Source organism: Saccharothrix xinjiangensis (genome assembly GCF_039527585.1).
Taxonomy (GTDB): Bacteria; Actinomycetota; Actinomycetes; order Mycobacteriales; family Pseudonocardiaceae; genus Actinosynnema; species Actinosynnema xinjiangensis.
Genome location: NZ_BAAAKE010000001.1, coordinates 931890 through 955017, shown reverse-complemented (window position 1 = coordinate 955017; position 23128 = coordinate 931890). Strand labels below are relative to the sequence as shown.

19 protein-coding genes are annotated in these 23128 nt (G+C 72.3%); 9 read left to right on the top strand and 10 right to left on the bottom strand.

The genetic code is table 11. The features are described 5' to 3' along the window. The first annotated feature begins 45 nt into the window (after positions 1-45). The 6 genes from ABD223_RS04505 to ABD223_RS04480 all read left to right on the top strand — a co-directional run bounded on the left by ABD223_RS04505 (position 46) and on the right by ABD223_RS04480 (position 8924). Positions 46-2727: an MGH1-like glycoside hydrolase domain-containing protein gene (locus ABD223_RS04505; RefSeq protein WP_344034542.1), complete on the top strand. Its 2682-nt coding sequence runs from the start codon at positions 46-48 to the stop codon at positions 2725-2727. A gap of 156 nt (positions 2728-2883) precedes the next feature. Next, positions 2884-3702, top strand: coding sequence for a transporter substrate-binding domain-containing protein (locus tag ABD223_RS04500; RefSeq protein ID WP_344034541.1), 819 nt, complete (start codon positions 2884-2886; stop codon positions 3700-3702). 74 nt (positions 3703-3776) lie between these two features. Further along, on the top strand, positions 3777-4589 hold the full coding sequence (locus ABD223_RS04495) for an amino acid ABC transporter permease (RefSeq protein ID WP_344034540.1): 813 nt from the start codon (positions 3777-3779) through the stop codon (positions 4587-4589). 2 nt (positions 4590-4591) lie between these two features. Then, positions 4592-5359 carry an amino acid ABC transporter ATP-binding protein gene (locus ABD223_RS04490; protein WP_344034539.1) on the top strand — a complete coding sequence of 256 codons (768 nt, stop codon included), beginning with the start codon at positions 4592-4594 and terminating at the stop codon, positions 5357-5359. A gap of 39 nt (positions 5360-5398) precedes the next feature. Next, positions 5399-7573, top strand: coding sequence for a hypothetical protein (locus tag ABD223_RS04485; protein ID WP_344034538.1), 2175 nt, complete (start codon positions 5399-5401; stop codon positions 7571-7573). Positions 7574-8018: 445 nt separating this feature from the next. Then, positions 8019-8924: an ROK family protein gene (locus ABD223_RS04480; RefSeq protein WP_344034537.1), complete on the top strand. Its 906-nt coding sequence runs from the start codon at positions 8019-8021 to the stop codon at positions 8922-8924. Between the two features lie 223 nt (positions 8925-9147). On the opposite strand, the gene mctP is transcribed toward ABD223_RS04480, so the two are convergent. The 3 genes from mctP to ABD223_RS04465 form a co-directional block, all read right to left on the bottom strand. Beyond that, positions 9148-10782, bottom strand: coding sequence for a monocarboxylate uptake permease MctP (gene mctP / locus ABD223_RS04475; RefSeq protein WP_344034536.1), 1635 nt, complete (start codon positions 10780-10782; stop codon positions 9148-9150). Continuing rightward, positions 10783-11049 carry a DUF3311 domain-containing protein gene (locus ABD223_RS04470; RefSeq protein WP_344034535.1) on the bottom strand — a complete coding sequence of 89 codons (267 nt, stop codon included), beginning with the start codon at positions 11047-11049 and terminating at the stop codon, positions 10783-10785. Positions 11050-11169: 120 nt separating this feature from the next. Beyond that, entirely contained in the window at positions 11170-11868 is a 699-nt protein-coding gene (locus ABD223_RS04465; protein WP_344034534.1) for a GntR family transcriptional regulator, read from the bottom strand. A gap of 94 nt (positions 11869-11962) precedes the next feature. On the opposite strand from ABD223_RS04465, the gene ABD223_RS04460 reads away from it, so the two are divergent. The 3 genes from ABD223_RS04460 to ABD223_RS04450 all read left to right on the top strand — a co-directional run bounded on the left by ABD223_RS04460 (position 11963) and on the right by ABD223_RS04450 (position 15023). After that, entirely contained in the window at positions 11963-12736 is a 774-nt protein-coding gene (locus ABD223_RS04460; RefSeq protein WP_344034533.1) for a LamB/YcsF family protein, read from the top strand. Positions 12737-12919: 183 nt separating this feature from the next. Next, positions 12920-14188 (top strand): hypothetical protein, encoded by a 1269-nt coding sequence (locus tag ABD223_RS04455; RefSeq protein ID WP_344034532.1) that lies wholly within the window; start codon positions 12920-12922, stop codon positions 14186-14188. A gap of 4 nt (positions 14189-14192) precedes the next feature. Then, positions 14193-15023 (top strand): septum formation family protein, encoded by an 831-nt coding sequence (locus ABD223_RS04450; protein ID WP_344034531.1) that lies wholly within the window; start codon positions 14193-14195, stop codon positions 15021-15023. An 89-nt stretch (positions 15024-15112) separates the two neighbouring features. Here ABD223_RS04450 and ABD223_RS04445 read toward each other — a convergent pair whose 3' ends face one another. From ABD223_RS04445 to ABD223_RS04415, 7 genes are all read right to left on the bottom strand, one after another. Next, entirely contained in the window at positions 15113-15565 is a 453-nt protein-coding gene (locus tag ABD223_RS04445; protein WP_344034530.1) for a hypothetical protein, read from the bottom strand. Between the two features lie 123 nt (positions 15566-15688). Beyond that, entirely contained in the window at positions 15689-17500 is a 1812-nt protein-coding gene (locus ABD223_RS04440; RefSeq protein ID WP_344034529.1) for a phosphoenolpyruvate carboxykinase (GTP), read from the bottom strand. A gap of 445 nt (positions 17501-17945) precedes the next feature. Beyond that, a complete protein-coding gene (locus ABD223_RS04435) occupies positions 17946-18416 on the bottom strand; it encodes a GNAT family N-acetyltransferase (RefSeq protein ID WP_344034528.1) in 471 nt (156 codons plus the stop codon). Between the two features lie 86 nt (positions 18417-18502). Then, positions 18503-19180: a hypothetical protein gene (locus ABD223_RS04430; RefSeq protein WP_344034527.1), complete on the bottom strand. Its 678-nt coding sequence runs from the start codon at positions 19178-19180 to the stop codon at positions 18503-18505. A gap of 139 nt (positions 19181-19319) precedes the next feature. Continuing rightward, complete coding sequence (locus ABD223_RS04425; protein ID WP_344034526.1) at positions 19320-21137, bottom strand: dynamin family protein; 1818 nt, start codon at positions 21135-21137, stop codon at positions 19320-19322. Then, on the bottom strand, positions 21134-21508 hold the full coding sequence (gene grpE / locus ABD223_RS04420) for a nucleotide exchange factor GrpE (protein WP_380647431.1): 375 nt from the start codon (positions 21506-21508) through the stop codon (positions 21134-21136). Before grpE ends, ABD223_RS04425 begins: the two co-directional genes overlap by 4 nt. A 5-nt stretch (positions 21509-21513) precedes the next feature. After that, positions 21514-23046, bottom strand: a complete 1533-nt coding sequence (locus tag ABD223_RS04415) for a dynamin family protein (RefSeq protein WP_344034524.1) — start codon at positions 23044-23046, stop codon at positions 21514-21516. Between the last annotated feature and the right edge of the window lie 82 nt (positions 23047-23128).

Below are 23128 nucleotides of genomic sequence, written 5' to 3'. Positions count from 1 at the left end.
CTCACCGGTAACCGCTTTACTGAACCGATGCCGCACACTGGCCCTGTGAACGAGCACAACCGGCAGGCGGAACGGGAGCGACTGGCGGGGTCCGACTCGCCCACCGCACCGTGGCGCTTCTGGGGCCCCTACCTCGCGGGACGCCAGTGGGGCACGGTCCGCGAGGACTACTCGGCGGGCGGCGACGCGTGGACGTCCTTCCCGTTCGACCACGCCCGCTCCCGCGCCTACCGCTGGGGCGAGGACGGCATCGCGGGCATCTGCGACGTGCACGGGTTCCTCAACCTGGCCGTCGCGCTCTGGAACGGCCGGGACCCCATCCTCAAGGAGCGGTACTTCGGCCTGACCAACAACGAGGGCAACCACGGCGAGGACGCCAAGGAGCACTGGTGGGTGACCGACGGCACGCCGACGCACTCCTGGATGCGGGTCGTCTACCGCTACCCGCAGGTCGAGTTCCCCTACGCCGAGCTGCGTGAGAGCGCCCGGCTGGCGAGCCGCAACGAGCGCGAGCCCGAGCTGTCCGACACCGGCGTGCTCGACGAGAACCGGTTCTTCGACGTCGCGGTCACCTACGCGAAGGCGGGCCCGACCGACATCTGCGTCGAGCTGACCGCCACCAACCACGGCCCGGACCCGGCGCCGCTGCACCTGCTGCCGCAGTTCTGGTTCCGCAACACGTGGTCGTGGGGCCGGGACGACCGCAAGCCGTCCCTGGTGGCGCGCACCACCGACGGCTGGCGCCGGATCACCGCCGAGCACGGCGCGCTGGGCCGCTACACGCTGCACGTCGAGGGCACGCCGACGCTGCTGGTCACGGACAACGAGACCAACGAGGTGGAGCTGTTCGGCACGCCGGCCAACCCCACCCCGTTCACCAAGGACGGCATCGACCGGTACGTGGTGGGCCGCGACAGCCGGGCGTGCCAGGTCATCGGCCCGGACGACGCGAGCGAGCCGGGCACGAAGGTCGCCGCCTGGTACTCGTTCGACCCGGTCGAGCCCGGCGAGTCGGTGACCGTGCGGCTGCGGCTGGTCCGGGACGACGGCCACCTCGACGCGTTCGGCCCGAGCTTCCAGGACACGCTGGACCAGCGCGAGCAGGAGGCCGACGAGTTCCATCGCACCGACCTCGACCCCAAGCGGGCCGCGGTGGTGCGGCGCGCGCTGGCGGGCCTGATGTGGACCAAGCAGCACTACCGCTTCCGCGCCGCCGAGTGGCTGGACGGCGACCCGGCGCAGCCCGCCGCGCCCCAGTCGCGGCGCAACCCGCACGCCCGCAACGCGCACTGGCGGCACTTCGACGCGGCCGACGTGATCTCCATGCCGGACGAGTGGGAGTACCCCTGGTTCGCGGCGTGGGACCTCGCGTTCCACACCGTGCCGCTGGCGCGGGTCGACCCGGCGTTCGCCAAGGAGCAGCTGCTCCTGCTGTGCCGCGAGTGGCTGATGCACCCGAACGGGCAGCTCCCGGCCTACGAGTGGGAGTTCGGCGACGTCAACCCGCCGGTGCACGCGTGGGCGGCGCTCCAGGTGTACCGGTCCGAGGAGGTCAAGGACCGGCGGTTCCTGGCCAAGGTGTTCCACAAGCTGCTGCTGAACTTCTCCTGGTGGGTCAACCGCAAGGACGCCGACGGCAGCTACCTGTTCGAGGGCGGCTTCCTCGGCATGGACAACATCGGCCCGGTGAACCGGTCCGAGCCGATGCTCGGCCAGTGGCGGCTGGAGCAGTCCGACGCCACCTCGTGGATGGCGGCCTACAGCCTCCACCTGATGGAGATGGCCCTGGAGCTGGCGCGGCACGACGAGTCGTACGAGGACGTGGCCACGAAGTTCGTGGAGCACTTCATGAGCATCGCCGAGGCGTCCACCCAGTTCGGCTCGGGCCGGCGCGGCATCTGGGACGAGACGGACGGCTTCTGCTACGACGTGGTGTCGCGGCGGCTGCCGGACGGGACCGTGGAGTCCAAGCCGGTGCGGGTGCGGTCGATGGTGGGCCTGATCCCGGTGCTGGCGTGCGCGGTGCTGGAGCCGTGGGTGTTCGAGGAGCTGCCGGGGTTCGTGCGCCGCCTGGAGCACTGCCTGGCGCGCCGCCCCGAGCTGCGCCAGTTCGTGACCCGCCACGACGGGCGGGCGCTGCTGAGCCTGCTGGACGAGCGCAAGCTGCGGCGCGTGCTGACCCGGATGTTCGACGAGAACGAGTTCCTGTCGCCGCACGGCATCCGCAGCCTGTCCGCCGCGCACCGCGAGGGCCTGGAGGTGCAGGTCGCCGACCAGGAGCACCGCATCGGCTACGAGCCGGGCGAGTCGCGCACGCCGATGTTCGGCGGCAACTCGAACTGGCGCGGCCCGGTGTGGTTCCCGACGAACGCGCTGCTCGTCGAGGCCCTGCGCACGATCGAGGAGTTCCACGGCGGAAGGTTCCACGTGGAACTTCCCACCCGCTCGACCCGCTTCACCACCGCGGGCCGGGCGGCGGACGAGCTGGTCAGGCGGCTGGTGTCGCTGTTCCTGCCCGACCACGACGGCCGGCGGCCCGCGGACGGCAAGCGGGTCGAGTCGACCGACTCGCCGCTGTGGCGGGACCACGTCACCTTCAGCGAGTACTTCGACGGCGACACCGGCGAGGGACTGGGCGCGACGCACCAGACCGGGTGGACCGCGCTGGTCGCGAGCCTGCTGACGGATCGTCGCCACACGGGCGCAGCGGGTGCACCAATTGTGTGACCTAACCCAAACAGCCGAAGAACTTGCTGCTCGACGGGGCTTGTGACACAGGAAAGCCTGAAACCGAAGGTCTGTAACACGCGCGTGCTGTCGCTGGTGTCACCCAAGTGGCAGTATGCCGAACACTCTACCGACACAGTTACGAGGAGTGACGCCGTGGCCCGTCGTACCCGGCACGCCGCGCTTGCCCTGTTCCCCGTGCTCGCCTTGGCGGCGACGATGACGGCGTGCGCCACCAGAGTGGACACCGGCTCGCAGGGGGACGGCTCGACCATCAGCCTGGTCAAGGAAGGCAAGCTGACCACCTGCACCCACCTGTCCTACAAGCCGTTCCAGTACACCGAGGGCGGCGAGACCGTCGGCTTCGACGTGGACCTGGTGAACCTGGTGGCCAAGGACCTCGGCGTCACGCAGGAGATCTTCGACACCCCGTTCGACAACATCACCTCGGGCTCGGCGTTCAGCACCAACGACTGCGACCTCGCCGCCGCCGGCATGACGATCAACGAGGCGCGGCAGGAGGCGATCGACTTCTCCGACCCGTACTTCGACGCCAGCCAGGCGCTGCTGGTCAAGAAGGACTCGGGCATCAAGGACCTGACGACGCTGAAGGGCAAGCGCCTCGGCATCCAGCAGGACACCACCGGCGAGGAGTACGGCCGGGCGAACGCCGAGGCCAACGGCTACGAGGTCGTCGAGTACGAGGACCTGCCGCTGCTGACGACCGCCGTGCGCACCGGCGCGGTCGACGCCGCGATCAACGACAACGGCGTGCTCTACGACTACGCCAAGGAGTTCCCCGACACCGAGGTCACCACCGAGTTCGACACCGGTGAGCAGTACGGGATCGGCATGAAGAAGGGCAACACCGCCCTCCAGGCCAAGGTCAACGACGTGCTGAAGAAGGCCAAGGAGAGCGGCGAGTACGACCGGATCTACGAGAAGTGGTTCGGCAAGAAGCCGGAATCGAAGTGACCGGCTGACCCCGGGGCCGGTGCTGAGAGGCACCGGCCCCTCGCTTTGTCCCACTCCTCGGAGGTTAGGTCCCGATGGCCATGTCCAAGCGGCGGAGGGCGACCCTCTCCCGCCGCGCGCAGTACGTGCTGTTGATCGTGGTCGCGCTCGTGCTGGCGTTCATCGCCGACTGGGCGGAGCTGCGCCGGTCGTTCTTCGACGTCGACACCGCCCGCGAGATGTTCCCGAGCATCCTGACGGTGGCGTTCAAGAACACGCTGCTCTACACGGCGTTCGGCTTCGCCATCGCCCTCGCGCTCGGCCTGGTGCTGGCGCTGATGAAGCTGTCGTCGGTGGCGCCCTACCGCTGGCTCGCGACCATCTACATCGAGTTCTTCCGCGGCGTGCCCGCGCTGCTGGTGTTCATCGCCATCGACACCGCGGTGCCGCTGGCGTTCGGCATCGCCTTCGACACCGCGTCCAAGGCGGGCGTGGCGCTGGGCCTCGCGGGCGGCGCCTACATCGCCGAGACGATCCGGGCCGGCATCCAGGCCGTGCCCAAGGGCCAGGTCGAGGCGGCCAGGTCGCTCGGCATGTCCCCGTTCCGGACCACCGTCACCGTGGTGATCCCGCAGGCGTTCCGCATCGTCCTGCCGCCGCTGACCAACGAGCTGATCCTGCTCACCAAGGACTCGTCGCTGATCAGCGTCGTCGGCCTGACCAGGGCGGAGTACGAGCTGACGAAGTTCGGCCGCGAGACGCTGAGCCAGAACCCGACGCTGACGCCCATCCTCGTCGCGGGCCTGTGCTACCTGATCATCACCCTGCCGCTGGGCCACCTGTCGCGGCACCTGGAGCGGCGCACGGGCGGCAAGAAGGTCAAGGCGCCGGAATCGACGGAGGTGTGAGCATGGGCTCCGAGATCGCGGTGGAGATCACCGGGCTGAAGAAGTCCTTCGGCTCGCTGGAGGTGCTCAAGGGCATCGACGCGCGGGTCGGGCGCGGCGAGGTGGTGTGCGTCATCGGGCCCTCCGGCTCGGGCAAGTCCACGCTGCTGCGCTGCGTGAACCTGCTGGAGGAACCCAGCGCGGGCAGGATCGTGGTCGACGGCGTCGAGCTGACCGACCCGGACGTGGACATCGACGCCGCGCGCACCCGCATCGGCATGGTGTTCCAGGGCTTCAACCTGTTCTCGCACCTCAACGTGCTGAACAACCTGACCGTGGCGCAGCGCAAGGTGCTCAAGCGGGACGCGAAGCAGGCCGAGGGGATCGCGCTGCGCAACCTCGCGCGCGTCGGGCTGTCGGAGAAGGCCGACGCCATGCCGGCGCAGCTGTCCGGCGGCCAGCAGCAACGCGTGGCGATCGCGCGGGCGCTGTCGATGGACCCGGACGTGATGCTGTTCGACGAGCCGACCTCGGCGCTCGACCCCGAGCTGGTCGGCGACGTGCTCGGCGTGATGCGGCAGCTCGCGGACGAGGGCATGACCATGCTCGTGGTGACGCACGAGATGCAGTTCGCCCGCGAGGTCGCCGACCGCGTGCTGTTCATGGACGGCGGGTACGTCGTCGAGGAGGGCCCCGCCGAGCAGGTCATCGGTTCGCCGCAGCACGAGCGGACCCGGTCGTTCCTGGCGCGCGTGCTCAACCCGACCCACCAGGGGCCCGCCGCCGGCTGACCTTGCGCGGGCGCCTCCCCAACCCGCATTGTCGATCACATGGGCGAGGGGGCGCGGCTGGACGTGCACGACCCCGACCCGCCGCGCTCCTCCCGCCTCGCGGCGGCCGAGGTGCTGCGCGGGGTCGGCGAGCAGGAGGGCGCGTGGCGGCTGCCGCGCAGGCGGACCGGCATGCCGCCCGTGGTGCGGGTGGCCGACCGGTTCCTCACCGGGCAGCTCGACCTGCGGGCCGTGGAGTTCCCGTACCTGCTGGAGTTCGTGCGGTGCCGGTTCGAGGAGCCGCCCGACCTGCGGCAGGGCAAGCTCGCGGGCATCGAGTTCGCGGGCTGTCGGCTCCCCGGCCTGATGGGGCGCAACCTGTCCTGCGCCAACGAGTTCTCGCTCGCCGGCAGCACCGTCGAGGGCCTGGTCGACCTGGTGGACGCGGACGTCGCCGGGTCGCTGTCGCTGCGGGACGCCACGTTGCGCGTCCCCGAAGGCATCGCGTTCCACGCCGACCGGCTGAAGCTCGCGGGCGGGCTGCTGGCGCAGCGCGTGCGGGTCTCCGGCGAGCTGCGCATGGCGGGCGGGCGCGTCGGCGGCTACTGCAACCTCGGCGGCGGGACGCTGGACAACCCGCTCGGGCACTCGTTCAACGGCACCGGCCTGCACGTCGGCGGGAACCTGCTCATGACCGAGTGCCGGTGCCGCGGCACGGTGCTGCTCGCGGGCGCGCGGGTCTCCTCGGCGCTGACGCTGCGCGGCGCGGTGGTCAGCGACGGGCGGGCCGACGACGACGCCCTCGACCCGCACTCCGACCCCAACGCCACCCTGGTGTTCGACCGCCTCACCGTGGACGGCGACGTGCAGCTGGACCGGGGGTTCAGCAGCACGGGCACGGTGCGCATGGTCAACGCCGCGCTCGGCGGCACGCTGTCGCTGTCCGGCGGCGGGTTCGACGCGGGCGGACCGGACCTCGCCGACCCCACCGGCTACGGGCGGGCGCTGCGGACCGACGTCGCCGAACCCACCGGGTACGGGCGCGCGCTGCACCTGGACGGCGCGCAGGTCGGCGGGGACGTCATCGGCCGGCAGGCGAGGGTGCGCGGCCAGCTGCGGATGGTGGACCTCCAGGCCAAGGGCAGCCTGATCCTGGACGGGTCGGTGCTGGACAACCCCCGGGCCGACGCGGTGCTGGGCAACCGGTCGCGCATCGGCAGCAACCTCACCGCGCGCGAGGTCGAGGTCACCGGCGGGCTGGAGCTGCGCGGCGTCACCATCGGCGCCAACCTGGACCTGCGCGGCAGCCGCCTCACGCGCCCCGGCCGGTACCGGCACCAACCGGCCGGCAAGCCGTCCCTGGACGTCGGCGGCGCGGTGATCGGCCGCGACCTGATCTGCGCGCGGGGCGAGAAGGAGTTCGTGGCGCACGGCGGCGTGCGGGCGCGGCGGGCGCAGGTCGGGCGGATGGCGACGTTCGCGGGCGCGGTGCTCGGCGACAAGCTCGACTCGCACGCCCTGAACGTGCTCGGCATGCAGGTGCAGGAGCTGGTGGTCACGCCGATCACCCCGCCGCGCGGTGACGTGACGCTGCGGCAGGTGCGCTGCACGTCGTTGGAGGACAACGAGAACTTCTGGGGCGCGACCGGGCGGATCGACCTGGAGGAGTTCCGGTACGACTCGCTGCGGCACCCCATCGACCTGCGCGACGACGAGGAGGTCGCCCGGCGGCTGCGGTGGCTGCGCCAGGCGATGCGGCGCACGTACCGGCCGGGGCCGTACGACCAGTTCGCGGAGATGCTGAGGGCGAGCGGGAACGACGAGCACGCGTCGGCGGTGCTGGAGGAGAAGCAGCGGCTGAGGTACCGCGCGGTGGCCGAGGGACGCGGCTGGCTCCGGCCGCTGGTGCTGGTGTGGAGCTGGTTGCAGCGGGCGATGGTGGGGTACGGGTACCGGCCGGCGCGGGCGGTGGGGTGGCTGGTGGTGGCGTGGCTGCTGGGCAGCGCGTGGTTCGAGGCCGGGCCGCGGTTGGACGAGATCAACGAGCAGGACCACCTGCCGTGGAACGCGTGGCTGTTCACCATCGACCTGGTGGTGCCCATCGTGGACTTCGGCAACAAGAACCGGTGGCAGACGTCGGGGGCGTCGCAGTGGATCGCGTCGGGGTTGATCGCGCTGGGGTGGGTGCTGGCCACCACGGTGGCGGCGGGGTTCACTCGGGTGTTGAAGCGGTGAGGCGCGTGCTGTGGTCTGCTGTGGGTGTCGGGTGTCGGGTGTCGGGTGTCGGGTGTCGGGGCCTCGTGGTCTCGGGTGCCGGTGATGCCGGGGGTCGCTCGATGGGGTGAGAGATGTACGGAAACAGGGGGTTGGCGACTCGGTTGAACATGAAGGAACCCCGACCACCCCCCGCACTCCCGAACCACACGAACTGCACGCCCCGGACGGACTGCACGGACTTGCACGGACCGCACGACCTCCACGACCCACACGGCCCACCCCTCGGAGCCCTCTCGGCGGCCCACCCCTGATGTCCCCTCGGCGACCCGGCCCCGATGCCCCCTCGGCGGCCAGGCCCACCCCGATGCCCCCCCTCGGCGGCCAGGCCCACCCCGATGCCCGTCACGCGTGACCCCGAACCCGTACAGGCCTGAGCCGCGCACCGTCGCCTAGGGTGCTCCGCGTGACGGACCTGGTGCTGGCCCTGGACGTCGGCGGCACCAAGGTCGCCGGCGCGCTCGTCGACCGGAGCGGCGCGGTGCTGCGCGCGGCGCGCGTCGGCACGCCGCGCGCGAGCGCCGAGCGGACGTGGGCCGCTGTGGCGGATGTGGCCGAGCAGGTGCTGCGCGGTGAGGGCGTGGCGGGTGTGGGTATCGCCTGCGCGGGACCGGTGGACGTGGTGGCCGGGACGGTCAGCCCGATCAACGTCCCGGCGTGGCGCGGCTTCCCGCTGCGCGACCGCGTGGCCGACCTGGTGCCGGGCGTGCCGGTGGAGTTGGCGGGTGACGGGCCGTGCATGGCGCTCGGCGAGCACTGGCTCGGCGCGGGTCGCGGCAGCCGGTTCATGATCGGCCTGGTGGTGAGCACCGGGGTCGGTGGTGGGCTGGTGCTGGGTGGGCGGCCGTTCGGTGGGCGCACGGGGAACGCCGGGCACATCGGGCACGTGGTGGTCGAGCCGGGCGGTGAGGCGTGCACGTGTGGCGGGCGCGGGTGCGCGGAGACGGTCGCGGGTGGGCCTCGGATGGTGGAGTGGGCCCGGCGGCAGGGGTGGTTGGCGCCTGACGACGCGGATGCGGCGCTGCTCGCGGCGGCGGCTGGGGCCGGTGAGGAGATCCCCCGGGCCGCGTTCGAGCGGGCCGGGAGAGCTGTGGGGATGGCGATCGCGGCTGCGGCGGCGGTGGTCGACCTCGACCTCGCGGTGGTCGGGGGTGGGGTGGCCCAGGCCGGGGAGCTGCTGTTCGAGCCGGTCCGCCGGGCCGTTGCCGAGCACTGCGGGCTGTCCTACCTGGACGGGTTGCGGGTCGAGCGGGCCGAGTTGGGTGGTCAGGCCGGGTTGGTGGGGGCGGCGGCGCTGGTGCTCGGGGGCTGAGCGCGCCGGCCGGCGGGCCCCGGAGCGCGCCGGCCCGAAAGACCCGAACCCGGACCCGCGTCCACGCCCGAACCCGGACCCGCGTCCACGCCCGAGCCCGAACCCGGACCCGCGTCCACGCCCGAGCCCGAGCCCGAGTCCGAGCCCGGACCCGCGCCCCGAACCCGGACGCGCGCCGGCCCCGGCGCGGTGGTCGCGCCGGGGCCGGGAACCGGGCCGTGGGTCAGTGCGCGGCCACGGGCTTCACGCGGTCGCTGTCCTCGTCCACGTGGTAGTCGTCGGCTTGGGTCTCGTCCGTGCCGTTGAACGCGCGGAACTTCCTGGCGATCAGCGTGACCACCACGGCGACCAGCAGGTTCGCCACGACGGCCACCGCGCCGACGTAGATCTGCACCGTCGACCCGCCGAACGGGTGCCAGCCGAACAGCGACAGCTTGCCCAGCGGCAGCGCCGAGCCGGCGAAGTGCGCCTTGCCGATCGCGGGGTTGCCGATGTTGTAGAGCAGCCACATGCCGTAGCCCATGCCGGCGATCCAGCCGGCGATGAGGCCCCACAGGTGGAACCACCGCGTGTACAGCGCGATCGCCACGGCGGGCAGCGTCTGGAGGATCATCACGCCGCCGATGAGCTGGAGGTCGATGGAGAACTGCGGGTCGACGAACACGATGAACGCGACCGCGCCGAACTTCACCACCAGCGACGCCAGCTTGGCCTGCTTGGCCTCCTGCGCGGGCGACGCGTCCTTCTTCAGGTACTCCTTGTAGATGTTGCGCGTCCACAGGTTCGCCGCCGCGATGGACATGATCGCGGCGGGCACCAGGGCGCCGATGGCGATCGCCGCGAACGCGATGCCGGCGAACCAGTCCGGGAACTCCATGTCGAACAGCACCGGCACGATCGTGTTGGTGTCGGGGCGTCCGGTGGCCTGGTTGGTGATGGGCTTGACGCCGGCGCTGATGGCGACGAAGCCGAGCAGCGCGAGCAGGCCGAGGAGCAGCGAGTAGGCGGGCAGCGCGACCATGTTCCGCTTGATCACGTTGCGCCCGCGCGACGCGAGGATGCCGGTCAGCGAGTGCGGGTACAGGAACAGCGCCAGCGCCGACCCCAGCGCGAGGGTCGCGTACTGGAGCTGGTTGTTGGCGTTGAGCAGCACGCCGTCGCTCGCGGCCTCGGACGCGTCGAACTTGGCCTGCGCGGCGTCGGCGATGGCGCCCCACCCGCCGAACTGGGTGGGCAGGTAGATCACCGCGACCAGGATGACGATGTAGATGAGCGTGTCCTTGACGAACGCGATCAGCGCGGGGGCCCGGAGGCCCGACTGGTAGGTGTAGAGCGCGAGGATCACGAACGCGATGAACAGCGGCAGGTGGCCGAGGATGCCGGAGCCGTTGAGGCCCATCGTGCGCAGCACGGCCTCCAGGCCGACGAGCTGGAGCGCGATGTACGGCATGGTCGCGACGATGCCGGTGACGGCGATGAGCAGCGCCAGCCAGTGCGAGCCGTAGCGGCCCCGGACGAAGTCGGCCGGGGTGACGTAGCCGTGCACGCGGGACACGGACCACATGCGCACCAGCGGCAGGAACACGATCGGGTACAACACGACCGTGTAAGGCAGGGCGTAGAAGCCCAGGGCCCCGGAGCCGAAGACCAGGGCGGGGACGGCCACGAACGTGTAAGCGGTGTACAGGTCGCCGCCGACCAGGAACCAGGTGATCCAGGAGCCGAACTTGCGACCGCCGAGGCCCCACTCGTCGAGGTGGTCCAGCGTGTCGCCCGCCTGCCACCGCGCGGCCATGAAGCCGAGCACGGTGACCAGCAGGAACAAGGCGGTGAAGACCACCAACTCGGTCCACTGCATCTACTTCGCCCCCTCGTCCAGGTCGTCCACGCCGAGCAGGTCCGGCTTGCCCTTGACCACCGGTTCGTCCTTCGTCTTCACGTAGACCAGGCCCACGCAGAGGACACCGACCGGGACCCAGGCGAACTGGTACCAGTAGAAGAACGGCAGCCCGAACAGCCTCGGCTCATCGGAGTTGAACCACGGCGTGACGAGCATGAGCAGCGGGATGAGCAGGAGCAGGTTCCAGTTGCTCCAGCGGAGACTGGATTTTCGAGCAGACGGCATGTTCGCCCTCCGAACGGCCCTGGTGACACGGTGTCGCGCGATGCTAGGCCGAGAGGGGGATCGCAGTCACCATGTCGTGTGGGTTATCTACGGGTGACGTAGCTGGATCGTGACCATCTTTCACCGGTCGCGCAGTCCGGTCGCCAGGTGCTCCTCGGCGCGGTCGAGGTACCGGAGCATCGCCTGCTCGGCCTCCTCGACGCGGCCGGCGTCGAGGTGGGAGATCATCTCCTCGTTGAGGGTCAGGTAGTCCTCGTAGAACATGCGCGAGTCGCCCATGACCACGAACGCGAGGCGCAGCTCGGCGAGCAGGCGGCGCATCTCCTCGTCGAGGCGGGAGCTGCCGGCCAGGGCGGTGACGGCCTGGTGGAACTTGACGTTCGCGGTGCCGACGCCGGGCCAGTCGTCGCGCTCGCGCTGCCCGACGCCGAGGGCGACGGCGTCGCGGACGGCCTGCCGGATGGCTTCGGGGGCGCGGTCCCAGCAGCGGACGGCGCCGCACTCGATGATGCGGCGGGCGGCGTAGAGGTCGCGGATGTCGGCCACCTCGGGGACGCGCACGAACACGCCCTTGCTGTACTCGTGCACGAGCAGGCGTTCGTGGGTGAGCAGGCGGAACGCCTCGCGCAGCGTGTTGCGGGAGACCCGGAGGGCTTCGCCGAGCGCTTTCTCGTTGAGCTGCCTGCCGGGTTTGATGTCGCCGGCGAGGACGCTGTCGCGCAGCTTGTCCGCGACCCGGTCGGCGGTGGTGGACCGGTCGAGGTCGGCCCGCTCCCTGGCCAGGGTGCTGAGCCAGTCGTCGGACTCGACGCTCGTCATGGCTGTCAAGCCTACTGGTTGAACAACTCCACCGGAGCATTGCAGGATTGTTCAACAATCTGCACACTGGGCGATACTACGAGAGGAGCCTGCCGTGGACCTCAACGCGGACCTGGGAGAGGGTTTCGGCCGCTGGTCGCTGGGTGACGACCGGGCCCTCATCGACATCGTGACCAGCGCGAACGTGGCGTGCGGCTTCCACGCGGGCGACCCGGAGACCATGCGGCGGACCTGCGAGCTGGCGGCGGCGCGCGGGGTGGCCGTCGGCGCGCACGTGGGCTACCGCGACCTGAACGGCTTCGGCAGGCGGTTCGTCGACGTGGACGCCGCCACGCTCACCGCCGAGGTGCTCTACCAACTGGGAGGCCTGGACGCGTGCGCCCGCGCCGCCGGCACGCGCGTGGCCTATGTCAAGCCGCACGGCGCCCTCTACAACGCGCTGGTCGAGCACGAGGCGCAGGCCGACGCGGTGGTGGACGCGGTGCGCGCGTACGACCCGGCGCTGCCCGTGCTCGGGATGCCCGGCGCGGTGTGGCTGAAGCGGGCCGAGGTGGCGGGGCTGCCGGTGCGCCACGAGGCGTTCGCCGACCGCGCGTACTCGCCGCGCGGCACGCTGCTGGACCGGCGGCTGCCCGGCGCGGTGCTGCACGACCCGCACGAGGTCGCGGCGCGGTGCGTCGCGCTCGCCGTGGACGGGCAGGTGCGCGCGGTGGACGGCCGGCTGCTGCGGATCCGGGCCGACTCGATCTGCGTGCACGGCGACACGCCGGGCGCGGTGGGCGTCGCGCGGGCCGTGCGCGAGGCGCTGACCGGCGCGGGGGTGGCGTTGCGGCCGTTCGCGGGCGGGCTGGAGCCGGCGGCCGCCTGATACCTGGCAGCCACCTGACCTGGTGGTCGCTTGACCTGGCGGCCACCTGACCTGGTGGTCGCTTGAGACCTGGTGGCGCCTGATACCTGGTGGTCGCCCGAGACCCACCGAATTCCCCGGTGCCCGAATTTCCGGAGCCGATCGGAGGTTCCTCGGCGCGCGGCGAGTCGCGAGCATCGAGGGGTGATCAGAAAACTCCGCTCGGTGATCCCGCCGGCCGCAGGCCTGTCCGTGCTCCTCGTGCTGTCCACGGTCCTCTCCCCCGTCGCCCACGCGCAGCCCGCGCCGTGCTTCGACCCGAACGCGCCCACCACGGTGGAGGAGCAGCGGCTGGAGGACCGGCTCACGCCCACCGGCCCCGCGGTCGGGCCCGAGCTGGTCCGGCTCGGCGGGTTCGACGACGACGTCGACCGCTTCACCGCGCAGCTCTGCGCGACCACCAGCCGCACCGCCGCGCAGCAGCTCGCCAACGGCGGCGGCACGGGCCTGTGGCGGGCGGCCGTGCAGCGGGCCCGGTCGGCGCAGGCCTGGGACGCCTACGACGACCGGCCCCTGTACTGGGCGCGCCTCCAGGCCACCAAGGCGCTGCGGCAGTGGCAGCCGTCCTTCGCGCTCACCCCCGTCGAGCGCGCGGGGCTGGTCGACCGGTTCGACCGGGCGTCGCGGGGCGTCACCGACGCCCGGTTCGGGGCCGGGGTCAGGCGGGTCGCGGTGACCGGGTTCGACCCGTTCCAGCTGTCCGGCACGTCCGTGCGGCGCAGCAACCCGGCCGGCGCGGCGGCGCTCCAGCTCGACGGGCGGGTCGTCGACACGCCGCGGGGCCGGGTCGTGTTCCAGGCCGCGGTGCTGCCGGTGCTGTGGGGCGCGTTCGACCAGGGCGTGGTGGAGCGGTTCTTCGGCACCGCGGCGGAGCAGGCGCCGCACGCGTTCGTGACGGTCAGCCAGGGCCGGCCCGCCCGGTTCGACGTCGAGCGGTGGGCCGGGCGCTGGCGCGGCGGGTTCTGGGACAACAACGACGTCGGCGCGTTCGGCCCGGTGCCGGACGCCGCCGGGTGGCCGCAGCCCGCGCACGAGTTCATCGAGACGACCCTGCCGGTGGACCGCCTGCTCAACGCGGGCACCGCGCCGTTCCCGGTGCTGTTCAACCGGTCCTTCTGCGAGTGGCAGCCCGGCTTCCCGCCCGGCGAGGGGCCGGTCGACTGCCGCGAGGACGAGCCGACCCCGGGCGCGGCCGCGGCGGCGGGCAGCGGCGGCGACTACCTGTCCAACGAGTCGATGTACCGGGCGAACCGGTTACGCGTCGGGCTGGGCGCCACCGGTGTCGCGGGCGGGCACCTGCACACGCCCGAGCTGCGCCAGCCGGTGGACCCGGCCGCGCTCACCGACGCGGCGTTCGAGCAGGAGCGCCGGGCCATCGCCGATCAGGTGGTCGCACTGGTGTCAGTAACCTGACCGGGTGAGGGGACGGCGGGCGGCGGTCGCGGTGGTGGCCGTGCTGTCGCTCGCCTCCTGCACCGCCCACGTCCCGGGCACGCCGGACGCCGAGGTCGTCCGGCCCTCGCTCACGCCCTCGCCGCAGGAGCTGCCGCAGGTGGGCCGGTGCACCGACACCGGTGTCGAGGTGCTCGACTGCGCCTCGCCGCACGAGGCCGAGGTGACCGCGGTCGGGGGGCTGCCGGACCTCGGCGCGGCCTACCCGGAGGACCGCGACCTGCGCCGCGCCGCCGTGCCGCCGTGCCGGACCGCGCTGGCGGAGCACGTCGGCAGCGCCGACCACGACGCCACCCGGCTCCGGGCGCGGGCGTTCTGGCCGAGCCGCGACGGGTGGGCCCGCGGCGACCGCTGGCTGGTGTGCGCGGTGGTCGAGGTCGCGCCGGACGGCACGCCGGTGCGGCGCACCGGCGTGCTCAAGGGCGTCCTGGCGGCCGCGGGCTTCGGCGCCCTCCAGCTGTGCGCGACCGGCTCGCCGGGCGTGGACGAGGACGCCGGGCTCACCGGCTGCGACCGGCCGCACCGCGCCGAGGCCGTGCCCGGCGTGCTCGACATCGGCGAACCCCAGGATCCCGCGCCGTCACTCGACCAGGTCAGGCAGAAGGCGGCCGACCACTGTGCGCGAGCGGTCACCGCCTACGTGGGCGCGCCGCGCGAGGACGTGTTCGCGTCGTGGCGCTCGTTCGGCAGCCTCGCCTGGTCGGAGGGCCACACGTCGGTGATCTGCTTCGCCGAGGCGACCCGCCCGTTCACCGGCCGCCTGTGGGGCCTGGGCCGCAACCCGCTGCCGGCCTGACCGGTTGTCCACAGGCCGAGGCGCGCACCCGGCGAGTTGTGCACACCACCCACAGGCTGTGCACAGTTCTGTCCACAACCTGTGGACAACTACCTCCGGTGGCACGCGCACACGATCAGCAGGACGCCCGCGAACACCGGCGCCCCGCTGTCGCACACGGTCCTGAGCACCGGCAAGAGGGTGACGAGCCCGAGTTCGTACACCACCGAACAGGTGATCGCGGTGATCCCCGCCGCCAGGGGAGCGGCTGGGGACAGCTTCCCCAGGCACACCAGACCCACCAGCAGTCCCGCGAGACCCAGCGCCACCAGACCGCGCGCCCGCACCTCGTCGAACTGGTCGATCCCGTAGCCCCAAGCGAACGCCGCGGCGACGGCCGCCAACGCCCCGAGCACCGCCCCGGAGAGGTGCCACCACGCCCTTACCCGCTTCTCTCCCGTTTCAACCGCGTAATGGCGCACGATGCCCGGATCGGGTCCGACGCGCGCCTCACGTGGCACGTCGTAGTGCAGCCCACCGAGGAAGTCGTCCCGCTGCGTCACCCCTCCTTGGTACGCCCGAGCGGGTCAGAACTCACCCGTGGCAACGAAAAAGAGACCCGGTGGGCGTCGTTGGCCACCGGGTCCCTCAGCCGCGGGAGCACTTCACCGCGGTGGTTCGGGGGATCAGCCGAGCCGGAGCTTCAGCGCCTCCAGCTCGTCGCGCAGCGAGGTCGGCACCTTCTCGCCGATCTTGGCGAACCACTCCTCGATCATCGGGAGCTCGGCGCGCCACTCCTCGGCGTCGACCTCCAGCGCCGCCTCGACGTCCTCGCGCGACGCGTCGAGGCCGCCCAGGTCGAGCGCGTCCGCGGTCGGCACGTGGCCGATCGGGGTCTCGACGGCGGCGGCCCGGCCCTCGATCCGCTCGACGGCCCACTTCAGCACGCGCGAGTTCTCGCCGAAGCCCGGCCACAGGAACCGCCCGTCCTCGCCCCGGCGGAACCAGTTGACGTAGAAGATCTTCGGCAGCTTGTCCGCGTCGGCCGACTTGCCGGTGTCGATCCAGTGCTGGAAGTAGTCGCCCGCGTGGTAGCCGATGAACGGCAGCATCGCCATCGGGTCGCGGCGCACCACGCCGACCTCGCCGGTGGCCGCCGCGGTCGTCTCGCTGGACAGGGTGGCGCCCATGAACACGCCGTGCTGCCAGTCGCGGGACTCGGTGACCAGCGGGATCGTGGTGGCGCGCCGGCCGCCGAAGAAGATCGCCGAGATCGGCACGCCCTTCGGGTCCTCCCACTCGGGCGCCTTGATGTCGCACTGGGCGATCGGGGTGCAGTAGCGCGAGTTCGGGTGCGAGGACAGCTCGTCGCCGCCGGGCGTCCAGTCCTGCTTCTTCCACGAGGTGAGGTGCGCGGGCGGCTCGCCCATGCCCTCCCACCACACGTCGCCGTCGTCGGTCAGCGCGACGTTGGTGAACAGCGAGTTCCCCTTCTCGATGGTGCGCATCGCGTTGGGGTTGGTGTGGTAGTCGGTGCCGGGCGCGACGCCGAAGAAGCCGTTCTCCGGGTTCACCGCGTACAGCCGGCCGTCCTCGCCGAACCGCATCCAGGCGATGTCGTCGCCCAGGGTCTCGACCTTCCAGCCCGGGATGGTCGGCTCCAGCATCGCGAGGTTGGTCTTGCCGCAGGCGCTGGGGAACGCGGCCGCGACGTAGTAGGTCTTCCGCTCCGGCGAGGTGAGCTTGAGGATCAGCATGTGCTCGGCCAGCCAGCCCTCGTCGCGCGCCATCACCGAGGCGATGCGCAGCGAGTAGCACTTCTTGCCCAGCAGCGCGTTGCCGCCGTAACCCGAGCCGTAGGACCAGATCATCCGCTCTTCGGGGAACTGGGTGATGTACTTGGTCTCGTTGCACGGCCACGGCACGTCGTCCTGGCCCGGCTCCAGGGGCGCGCCGATCGAGTGCAGCGCCTTCACGAAGTCGGCGTCCCCGCCAAATCGGTTCAGGGCCTTCGTGCCCATGCGGGTCATGATGTGCATGGAGACGACGACGTACTCGGAGTCGGTGATCTCCACGCCCAGCATCGGCTTCTCCGCGTCGAGTGGGCCCATGCAGAACGGGATCACGTACATCGTGCGACCGCGCATCGAGCCGCGGTACAGCCCGGTCATGACCCCCTTCATCTCGGCGGGGTCCATCCAGTTGTTCGTGGGGCCCGCGTCCCGCGGGTCGACCGAGCAGATGAACGTGCGCTCCTCGACGCGGGCCACGTCGGTGGGGTCGCTGGCCGCCCAGAACGAGTTGGGTTTCTTCCTCAGTGGCACGAAGGTGCCCGCGTCCACGAGCTTGGCAGTGAGGCGGTCCCACTCGTCCTGGGAGCCGTCCGCCCAGACGACCTGGTCGGGACAGGTGAGCTCGGCGACCTCCTGCACCCAGGACAGCAGGCGCGCGTGGTCGGTGGGTGCCTGGTCGAGACCGGGGATAATCACTGCCGTCATCTCGTCTCGTCTCCTAGCTGAGCGCCAGCCCACGGTGGACGTCGATGTCCGGTGGGACGTCTCCGGGAATGGCTCCGCCCGCCCGGTGGAGGGCGTGCCGTTTAAGGGGATGGACGGAGGTTAGCCGGGTTAATCACCGGTAACGCGCATCTGACCTGTCGGCTGCCTCACAAAACCGATCCTGGAATCGATTCAGCACCCGATCACCTTAAAACCTCGTGTGACCTGGGCTTTAGTTGGCAGAATGCAAGGGCGCGGCGATGCGTTGATCACCACACGGCGACGTCACCACCACGTTACGCCCTGGAACCGCTCCCAGTTCAGATACGAGAATTTTCCCCGACGTGGACTTGACGAAATGACCGGATTTCTCGACCGTTCCAGAAATGTGGGTGGAACGGTTCACGAGCGGCTGGCCGGGGCGCGGAGGGGCCCCTGAACGGGATCAGCGGTCCAGCACCTTGTAGTACTGGACCTGCGGGAACGCGGTGAAACCCGCCTTCTCGTAGGTGCGGCGGGCGGGCGCGTGGCCGGGGTCGCCGCCGGTGCCGACGACCACGAGGGTGGCGCCGGTCTCGCGGAGCCGCTCGACGGCGTGGTCGGTGAGGGCGCCGCCGATGCCCCGCCGCTGGTGCTCCGGGTCGACCGCCAGCATGTGGATCTCGCCGCCCTCCGGCCGGACCGCGACGAAACCCACGGCCCGGTGCCCCCGGTCGGCCACCCACACGGTCGTCGCGCCGTCCCGGCAGACGTCCTCGACGGCCTTGGCCTGGGTGGTCCTCCAGTCCGGGAACAGGGCCGCGTAGACCGGCCCGCCCAGGGCGGCGCGGAACGACTCGAACACCGGCGCCCAGGCGCGGAGCGAGAACTCGACCACGGTGGCGACGTCGTCGGCAGTCAGCGGGCGGATGACCATGGGGACATCATCGCGGCCGGGCGGCCGGGCCCGCACGCCGGTTTCCGGCGCGACCGGTGAGCCCGGCGCGGAACCGGTGCGGCCGTTCAGTTCGGGCTGATCCACTGCCCGGTCACGGAGTCGATGCGCACCACGCCCGACACCGTCACCTTGCCCTCCCCGCCCCACGCGCCGTCGCTGTCGGGCGAGTACTTGCCGTCCTCGCCGATGCGGCCGTGCTCGACCTCGGTCCACTCGTCCTCGTCCGTGTGCCGCGAGACCGTGACCTCGCCGTCCCCGGTGATCTCGGTGGCCAGGTCCGCCCGGCCGTCACCGTCGGAGTCGGTGAACAGCCAGGTGTCGCCCTCCTCGTCGGTGACGACGGCGGTGTCCGCGCGGCCGTCGCCGTCGGTGTCCTCGGTGGCCGGGCCGACGTCCTGGTCCGCGCCGTCCTCGACGTCCACCACGATCGACCGGCCGGCGTTGGTGTTGGTCCGCTGGTCGCGCTCGTCGTCCGGGTCCACGGCCACCCAGTCGCCGGAGTCCTCGTCGAACTCGGCCTGCGCGGTGACCTCGCCCTCGGCGTCGAAGCTGGTCATCAGGTCCGCTTCGCCGTCGCCGTCGGTGTCGGTGAACGCCAGGTGACCGCCGTCGTCGGTCTCGACCACGGCGCTCTCCTCGACCCCGTCCTGGTCGAGGTCGTAATTCGCCTCGGCGGTGTACTCCTCGTCGCCGACCGTGACCTTCAGCTCGCCGTCGGTCGTGCCCGTCTCGTCGATGTACACCGTGCCCCACCCTCCCGCGTACGTGTGCCGGATATGACTCACGTTATGCCCGTTCGGTTCCGCCCGGAAGCTCCGCCGCGCGAGCCGGACGCGCCGGGCGGCCCGGGTCAGACCCGGGTCAGGCACGGGTCAGGCCCGGTCAGGCGCGGTCGCGCACCGCCCTGATCCGCGCCAGCAGCTCGTCGACCTTCACGCGCCCCGCCGTCAGCTCCGCCAGCCGCTTCGTCACCGACTGCAACGCCCGCGTCCGCTCGCCCGCGCTCATCCGCAGCGCCTTGTCGACCTCGCGCAGCTCGGCCTCGATCGCGTCGACCCGCCTGCCCAGCGCGTCGTCCAGCGCCAGCGACAGCTGCTGCTCCGCCTCGATCAGCTGCTCGGCCACCAGCTGGTCCAGGGTGGACCGCGCGTCGGCGATGGCGTCGGACAGCCACTGCTTGAGGTGCTGCTTGTCGGCCGAGTGCTTGCGCGTGCGCGCCATCCACCAGCCCGCGCCCAGGCCCAGCGCGATCGTCACCGGCAGCACGACCGGGTTCAGCGCCGCCACGCCCAGCCCGGCCAGCGGCAGCGTCGCCAGCCTGCCCGCGCCCAGCCCGCCGGACACGCCCATGAACACCAGCAGCTTGTCCTCGGCGGTCGGCACGCGCTTCTCCGGCGGGCGCAGCACCACCGGCGGCGTCACGCCCCGCGCGAACTGACCCCGGATCACGGCCAGCTCGTCGGGCGAGAACAGGTCCGCCAGCGCCGCGTCCGCCACCCGCGCCAGCCGCGCGCCCAGGCCCGCGCTGATCCGCCCGGACACCACCTGGAGCGCCGCGTCCACCTGCTGCGGCAGCGCGGCGAGCTGCTCGCGCGACGCCGAGTCGATCGCCGTGCGGAACCACGTCTGCACGTCCCGGACCTGCCGGCTCACCTCGTGCGCGCCCTCGACGCGGGCCCGCTGCACCTCGCCGCGCAACCGCACCTGCCAGCTGCGCGTCGACGAGCGGCGCTGCGAGTTCAGCTCGTCGCGCCGGGCCCGCAGCGCCTCGGCCTCCTCCTCGCCGGACGACAGGGCCCGCTTGTCGGCCTCGGTGCGGGCGACCAGCTCGTCCAGCACGGTGGCCAGCGCGCGCAACCCGTTGGCCTCGCCGAGCATCGCCGCCCGGCCGACCACCAGCTCCTGGAGGGCCTCCTGCAACGCGCCGATGCCCGAGCGCTCCCGCAGCATGGCCGCCGCGTCCGGGTTCGGCGCGCCCGCGGCCAGCTCGAACAGGCGCGACGACACCGGGTGGAAGCGCGCGTCGCGGAACCTCGGCGCGTGCTCGGCCAGCAGCGCCCGGTCCGCCTCCAGCACCTGCTGCCAGCCCCGGTACTGGTCGACCTTGGCCAGCGCGAACACCACGGTCTCCACCCGCTGCCCGAGCGCGCGCAGGAAGTCCAGCTCGCCCCGCGTGAACGGGGCCGAGGCGTCGACCACGAACAGCAGCGCGGTCGCGTCCGCGGCGGCCTCGGCGGCCAGCTCGCCGTGCGCGGCGTCCAGGCCGCCGACACCGGGGGTGTCGACCACGGACAGCCGCTCCAGCAGCGGGATCGGCGCCTCCACCTCGACGTGCCGCGGCGGCAGCATCCCCTCGGGCAGGTCGTGCGCGGCGGACACCCAGCGCGGCAGCTCCTCCCGGTCGAACGGCACCGGCGACATCGACCCCGCGTAGCAGGCGCGGGCCGACCACTCCGCGCCGTGCCGGAACACCAGGTACGCCGCGGTCGCCACCTCCGCGTCCACCGGCGACAGGCCCGGCGTCGCCAGCAGGGCGTTGACCAGGGAGCTCTTCCCGCGGTTCGTCTCGCCGACGACGACCACCGACGCGGGCCCGCCGCGTCGGGTCTCCACGAACGACGCGGCGGCGGGGTCCAGCGAGCGGATCAGGGCGGTCAGCTTCTCCCTGGTCTGCCGGACGGTCTGCGGCAGGCCCGTCATCGGGCCGTGTAGACGGTGACGACCGGCGCGCGCAGCGTGCGGCCCCGGTCGACGAAGCCGACCACCTCGGTCTCGGCGACCACGCCGTCCAGCGACGCGTCCTCCGTCGGCACGGTGCCGCCCGCCTCGTGCCGGGTCGGGTCGAAGCGCTCGCCGTCCGGGCGCAGCGCCGTCACGCCGATCCCGGCCAGGCCCTCCTCGATCCGCTCGACGATGCCGGAGCTGCGGGCCCGGTCCAGCGCGTACAGGCAGAGCCGCACCAACGCGCGCCGCTCGGCCAACGCCTGGTCCAGCAGCTCGTCGGCGATGGTGCTGTTCACACCGGCATCGGACGCCGCCGCGCCCGGTTCCGTTCCGCCACCCGGTTCCAATCCCGTCACCGCCGCCCCCGCAGTTGTTGCCAGATCAGGAAGTACGCCCGGTGCACCACGTGCGCCACGCGGCTCTGCGCGGGCGTGGCGCCGAACGACGCGAAGGACCGCCACCAGCCCGCCCGCTCCAGCGCGTGGGCGATCAGCTCGTGCGGCGGCCTGCCGGGCAGGCCCAGCTGCTCGGACACGTCCCGCGAGCTGCCGAACCTCAGCACCTCCTCCAGCAGGTCGTCGGGCATCGCCACGGCCCCGGAGGAGACCAGCGTCAACGCCTCCAGCAGCCGCAGCTGGTGCGCCTCGGGCTTGGCCAGCAGCACCTCGATGGCGTTGTGCACGCGCTGCCGCTCGTTCGGGTCGCCCGACGCGGCGGCCAGCGCGGTCACCGACGCCAGCGCGGCGGCGGCCTTGATGCCGTCGGCGCGCGCCCGGAACACCGCGTTGAGCTTGGCGCGCACCCCGTCCAGGCCGGAGGCGTCGAGCAGCTCGCGCCGCAGCGCGCCCGCCGTGATGCCCGGCTCCGCGTCCAGGACCTCCAGGGCCTTGCGGATGCCGTAGAGGTCCAGCTTCTCCAGCAGGCGGGCGCGCACGCCGACCGGGACGCCGCACTCCCAGGAGGTGAACAGGTCAGCCGAGATCAGCATGGTCTCGCGGGTGGCCTCGTCCAGCCCGGCCAGCCCGCGCAGCGCGTCCGCGTCGGCCGAGGTGAAACCGCCGGTCTCGGTGGACTCGGCGACCAGGCCGATCACCGGCAGCACGTCCGCGACCCGCGGCTTGAGGGTGAGCGCCTGGCGCTCGGCGAGCAGCACGGCCGCCCGCCACGTGTCGCCGGCCGAGCCCGACACGGTCTCCGCGGCGATCGTGTCGGCCTTGTTGAGCACGGCGATCGCGTTCACCGGCCCCGCCTCGCGGCCCGCGGTGGCGGCGGTGAACGCGGCCAGCGCCTGCTGGTCGTCGGCCCGCACGCCCTGCGTGACCACGTACAGCACGGCCTCCGCGCCCGCGACCGCGTTGCGCGACACCGCGTCCAGCTCGCCGGTGTCGGCGCCCCCGCCGAGCAGCGCCTCGGTGCGGGCCACCGACGCGGCGTCCAGCGAGCCGAGGCCGGGGGTGTCGATCACGGTGAGGTCCCGCAGCACCGCGTTGGTCAGGTACGCCTCCACGTGGGAGACGCGCTCGACGTCCACGCCGAGGTCGCGCGGGATCGACCCGTCCGACCCGAACGGCAGCACCTGCTTGCGGCCGTCGGTGAACACCACCTCGACCCGGTCCACGGTGCCGTACTGGAAGCGGGTGACCAGGCGCGTGCACTCGCCCACGTCGGTCGGCGCGACCCGGCGGCCGATGAGCGCGTTGACCAGCGTCGACTTGCCCGACTTGATGCGGCCGGCCACCGCGACCTGGAGCGGGGCGGACAACCGGCGCAGCACCTCGCCGAAACCGGCGGCCGTCGCCGGCGACACCTGCGGGCGCAACCCGGCGCACAGGTTCGCCACCGCCGCCGAGAGCGGTCCGGCGAGCGGCTGGGCCTGGGTCGTCACGCCCGAATCGTGCCACGTGCGGGTGACGTCCAGTTTGTGAACGGCGGTTCGGGGGTATTTCCGGCGATGACGAGGGAGGTCA